Annotated in this window: 5 protein-coding genes; 3 read left to right on the top strand and 2 right to left on the bottom strand. The window is 74.9% G+C overall.

Annotated elements, in window-relative coordinates; all coding sequences use genetic code 11:
* Nucleotides 1-672 (bottom strand): hypothetical protein, encoded by a 672-nt coding sequence (locus ABT300_RS41325; RefSeq protein ID WP_351687543.1) that lies wholly within the window; start codon nt 670-672, stop codon nt 1-3.
* Nucleotides 673-860: 188 nt separating this feature from the next.
* On the opposite strand from ABT300_RS41325, the gene ABT300_RS41320 reads away from it, so the two are divergent.
* From ABT300_RS41320 to ABT300_RS41310, 3 genes are all read left to right on the top strand, one after another.
* Entirely contained in the window at nt 861-2,552 is a 1,692-nt protein-coding gene (locus tag ABT300_RS41320) for a serine/threonine-protein kinase (protein ID WP_351687539.1), read from the top strand.
* A 72-nt stretch (nt 2,553-2,624) separates the two neighbouring features.
* Nucleotides 2,625-2,993 (top strand): PadR family transcriptional regulator, encoded by a 369-nt coding sequence (locus ABT300_RS41315; protein ID WP_351687541.1) that lies wholly within the window; start codon nt 2,625-2,627, stop codon nt 2,991-2,993.
* On the top strand, nt 2,990-4,006 hold the full coding sequence (locus tag ABT300_RS41310; RefSeq protein ID WP_351687536.1) for a hypothetical protein: 1,017 nt from the start codon (nt 2,990-2,992) through the stop codon (nt 4,004-4,006). Before ABT300_RS41315 ends, ABT300_RS41310 begins: the two co-directional genes overlap by 4 nt.
* Nucleotides 4,007-4,060: 54 nt before the next feature.
* On the opposite strand, the gene ABT300_RS41305 is transcribed toward ABT300_RS41310, so the two are convergent.
* A partial coding sequence (locus ABT300_RS41305) for a DUF1152 domain-containing protein (RefSeq protein WP_351687534.1) occupies nt 4,061-4,966 on the bottom strand: 906 nt, incomplete at its 5' end.

Genomic DNA, 4,966 nt, shown 5'->3' with positions numbered 1-4,966 from the left:
TCAGCCCGCGCCGCCGCCCGCTCCCGGGCGTCCGCGCCGCCCCCCGACGGGGCGTCGCCGCACAGCGCTCCGCTCCGGGCCACCGGCTCCTGCGGGCGCGCTGAAGCCGCCGGGGACGAGCCGCGCCGGTCCGGCGGCGGGCATCGTGGGTCCCGACGGACCGGGCCTGCCGTACGCCTCCCGCCCCGCACCGGAGCCGGGAGCCCCCACCGGGCCGCCGCCCGCACGGGCGTTCGTCTCCGGCTCCGCGTCCGCGGCCGCCGGGTCCGGCGTGCGGGGCCGCGGCGCAGCCGCCCGGCTCAGCACACGCGTGTGGGGCATCAACGGGGCGCACGAGGAGCACACTTCGCTGAGCGTCCACACCTGACCCACCGACGGGTCGTGTCGCAGGACGAGGACGACCGTGCCCGCGCAGGAGACCCGGACGTCCTCGTGCGGCGCGCACCGCTGACGGCGGCACCAGCACGCGGCGTCGTGATGCACCGCCGCCGCCCGGGCGTGCGCGGCCGCGTGGGCCTCGGCGAAACGGCGCAGGGCCGCGAGGTCCCGGGAGCGCGGCGGCATCGCGCACGCGGAGGAGCAGGTGACCGACGCGGTGCGGTCCCGGTGCCCCACCACGCGGATCGTCCAGCAGCGGCCCGGACGGCGGGCCGAGGGGGCGTCGGGGTGCATGAGAGCCAAAGCGCACGTCCTTCGTGGGGAGGGCGAGAGGAGGGGGAGGGAGCGGACCGGGAACGGTTACGGCACGGCCCGGCGGAAGTGACCTCGTTCACAGCATGCCCGTGAGCGGCCGGACCATTCGCGCTGTGCCCCCTCTGGCCGACACATGGCGTGTCGGTCGCTGCCTCTAAGCTCCCTCCATGAGCACAGGGGGAACCCACAGACGCGTCGTCGACGGACGCTTCGAGCTGGTGGAACGACTCGGCGGCGGAGGCATGGGCCTGGTGTGGCGGGCCCACGACCTGGTCCTGCACCGGGCGGTGGCGGTGAAGGAGGTGCGGCACGCGGACCCGGACCTCGCCGAGCACGACCCGGCGGCCGCCCGGGTGCTGCGCGAGCGCGTGCTGCGCGAGGCCCGCGCGCTGGCGCGCGTCCACCATCCCAACGTCGTCACCATCCATCACATCGTCGACGGTGGCGAGCACACGTATCCGTGGATCGTGATGGAGCTCGTCGAGGGCGGCTCGCTGCAGGACAGGCTGGAGCGGGAGGCGATGTCCCCGGTCGAGGCCGCCCGGATGGGCCGCGAGGTGCTGGCCGCGCTGCGCGCCGCGCACGCCGTCGGCATCGAGCACCGTGACGTGAAGCCCGCCAACGTCCTGCTGCGCCCCGACGGCCGGCCCGTGCTCACCGACTTCGGCATCGCCGCCGTCCGGGAGTCGGTCGGCCTCACCGCGACCGGCTCGGTCATCGGCTCGCCCGACTTCATGGCGCCGGAGCGGGTGAGCGGGAAGGAGGGCGGGCCCGCCGCCGACCTCTGGTCGCTCGGGATGCTGATGTACGTCGCCGTGGAGGGGCGTCATCCGCTGCGCAGGGGCAGCACGCTCGCCACGCTGGCCGCCGTGCTGAGCGAGGACGTGCCCGCGCCGCGCAGCGCGGGACCGCTGAACGCCGTTCTCACGGCGCTGCTCGTGCGCGACCCGCAGGCCCGCCCCGACGCGGCCCGCGTCGACCTGATGCTCGCGGCCGTGACGGCCTCGGCGCCGGCGCCGGGCGTGGCCTTCCCGGCCGCCTCCGTCCCGTCGGCGGTCCACGCGCCGCCGCCCTCGACCACCTCGTACTCCCTCGCCCCGCCCGCGGCCCCGCCCGGGGCCGTCACGATCGTCCCGCCTGCCGACGCCAGGCCCCCGGCCCGCCGCGGGCGTGGCCCGACCGTCGCCATCGCCGTGCTGGCCACCGCTCTGGCCGGCGTCCTGGCGTGGACGCTGCTTCCGCACCTTCAGGACGGCGGCGACGGCGGCAGCGGCGGCGCCCACTCACCGCTGCCGGGCGTGTCCGCGTCGCGGGGCGCCGGCCAGGGCGCCTCCGGGGCGTCCGGGGCCTCCTCCGACGACGTCTCCGGGGCCGCTTCCGGCGACGCGTCCGAGCCACAGAAGGTCGACCTGCTCAGCGGGAACGGCGTCAAGAACGTCGTCGCGAAGCTGTCGGCCGCCACGGGCGGGGCGAAGGTGACGCGCCTCGCGGTGTACGAGGAGTACGCCATGGCCGACGTCTCCGTGAAGGGCCGACCGAAGCTGTACGACCGGTACATGTACCGCGGTGGGGACGTGGCCGTGAAGGACGGCCCGGGCGGCACCGTGATGAGCGGCGCGGTCCCCGTCGACCTGGACGTCTATGACTGGGACAAGGTCCCCGGCCTCCTGGCCCGGGCCGCCAAGACCCTCGGCGTCGCCCATCCCACCAGCCGATATCTGCTGGTCGACACGGGATCCACCGTCTTCGACACCCCGCCCTCGATGAGCGTCTACCTGTCCGACGACTACGGCAGCGGGTACCTCCGGGCCGACGTCAAGGGACGGGTGATCGCGACGTATCCGCGCGACGACGGCTGACGGTCGAAACGGTGTTTCGTCGTGCTGAATATATCGGGAGCCGATATATTCAGTCCCATGGCATCGAAGAGCATGACCCAGGCCGCCTTCTTCGTGCTGACGGCCCTCGCCGACCAGCCGCGGCACGGCTACGGCATCCTGCGGGAGATAGAGGAACTCTCCGCCGGTGAAGTGCAGTTGCGGGTGGGCACGCTTTACGGCGTGCTCGACCGGCTCACCGCCGACGGGCTCATCGCCCTGGACCGCGAGGAGGTCCAGCAGGGCAGGCTCAGGCGCTACTACCGCGTCACCGACGACGGCGTCCGGGCCCTCGCGGCGGAGGCCGACCGCATGGCGGCCGGCGCCGGAGCGGCCAGACGCCGCATCGCCGAGGGCCGTCGCGCCCCCGGAACCGTCATCCCGCCGGCCACCGGGCCCGGACTCGCCGGAGGTCTGGCATGACCGGCACGACGACCCTTCTCGAAGCGCGCTACCGCGCCGTGCTGCGGCTGCTGCCCGCGTACTACCGCCAGGAGCGGGAGGAGGAGATGGTCGAGGTCTTCCTCGGGGAGACCGACCGCGAACTCCAGGATCAGAGCCGGCCGACCCTCGGCGAGGCCGCCAGCGTCGCCGCTCTCGCCGTGCGCACTCGGCTGGGCGCCGCCGCCGCGCCGCGCCGCTACGCGCTGCTCGGCTCGACGGTCCGGCTCTTCGCGCTATGGGCCGTGCTGCTCCAGGCGGCCGCCGCGGTCGCCGACCGGGCGCTGGAGCTGACCTGGACGTCCACCCACGGCGCCTTCGGGCGGGACGTGTTCCTGTCGGGGTTCACCGGGCGGGGTCCGGTCGTCGCCTCGGCCGCCGTCGCCGCCTGGGTGCTGCCCCTGCTGTGGACGGTCGGCTACTTCGCCCTGCTGCGCGACCGCCGCAGGACCGCGCGGATCAGCGTGCTGCTCGCCGCCCTGCCGAGCCTCTGGCCCTTCCTCGCGCCCTTCGTGACCGACTTCCCCCCGCCGGAGTCGGCCTACGCCACCGCCACGGCGGCCTTCGCCTGGCTGCCGGCCCTGGCCCTGTGCACCGCCTGTCACCGCGACGCGCCCCCGGCGGCGCTGTCCTTCGGCACCCCGGGCACGGTGTACGCCGGATGCTGTGTCGTCATGGGCGCTTCCGTCGTCGTACTGCCCACCGTGGCCGACCCCGTGTGGGCGCCGACCACCTGTTTCGTCCTCGGCGCGCTCGGCTGGCTGGTGCGCCGCGGCCGCCGGGGCCGGACCGCGGGCGGAGAGGGCGCGCTCGCCCTGGCCGGGCTCGGGCTGCTGATCCTCACGCTGCGCGTGGCCGCCGCGTACACCTGGCTCGATGTGTCCATGCCTCTGCCCACGGCTATGGTGGCCGGCTTCGCCGTCCAGGCGGCCGCGCTGCTGCTCCTGACCGCAGCCCTCGCCGTCGTCGGCAGCCGTGACGTCGCGGCCCGCTGACCGGCCGGACGACGTGCCGCGACCCGGCTGGCCGCCCGGACGGCGCGCCGTGACTCAGTGCGGGAAGGCGCGCGGCTGCCGCAGCCGGGGCAGTTCGTCACGGAACTCCTCTATGCGGGAGCTGATCTGCCGCATCAGGACGGTGTCGGCCAGCCGGTCCAGGTAGAGGTTGCGGCGGGCCAGGCCGGGCGCGTCGACGCAGAAGTACAGCGTCATGAGGGGATTGACGAACAGTTCGCCGTCGTTCGTGCGCTCGGTGAACCGGACGTCGCCGAAGTCGCCGCGCACGGCGGCCGCGACGGACCCGTTGACGATGCTGGGGTGGCCCGGCGTGCAGGCCTGCGCGTCGGCCACCGCGTCGAGGTAGAGCGCGCCCTCGGGGCTGTGCCGCGGCAGGGAGAACGCGCCGAGGTAGGAGCCCGCCCGGTCGAGTTCGGCCAGGTTCTCCAGCACCAGCGAGTGGCTGATCCCGTGGTAGGCGTCCACGCCGAAGCCCAGACAGGCGACCAGCCGCTCAGGGACGTCGTCGAGACCCGCCACGGCGGACAGGCTCGCCATGTCCTCCTCGGGCGTGCCCAGACCGTGCTCGTCGCCGCGCATCAGGATGTCGGTGCCGCCGTCGACCAGGACCACCGCGTCCACCCCGCCCAGGTGGTCCAACAGCGCACGGTAGGCGGCGCGCAGCGGTCGCACGCCGGTGCGCGGGAACGCGTACACGGTGGCGGGCAGACCCTGCCGGTCCAGCCAGCGGGCCAGCGTGCGTTCGGGGAAGTAGTCGCCGCGCACATCGAGGTCGGGGCCGATGGCCGCGACGTCGGGCTGCAGCCACACGTCCGAGGGCAGCCCGTACAGATCGGCGAACGAGAGGTTCGCCAGGTGGACGTCCTTGCCCGCCGTCCGCAGGGCGAGCGCCAGCGGAAGCCCCGCGTACACGTCGAAACCGCCGCCCGCGCCGGCGAC

The organism is Streptomyces sp. NPDC001027 (genome assembly GCF_040299045.1).
Lineage (GTDB): Bacteria > Actinomycetota > Actinomycetes > Streptomycetales > Streptomycetaceae > Streptomyces.
This window is presented reverse-complemented; position numbering and strand designations above follow the sequence as displayed.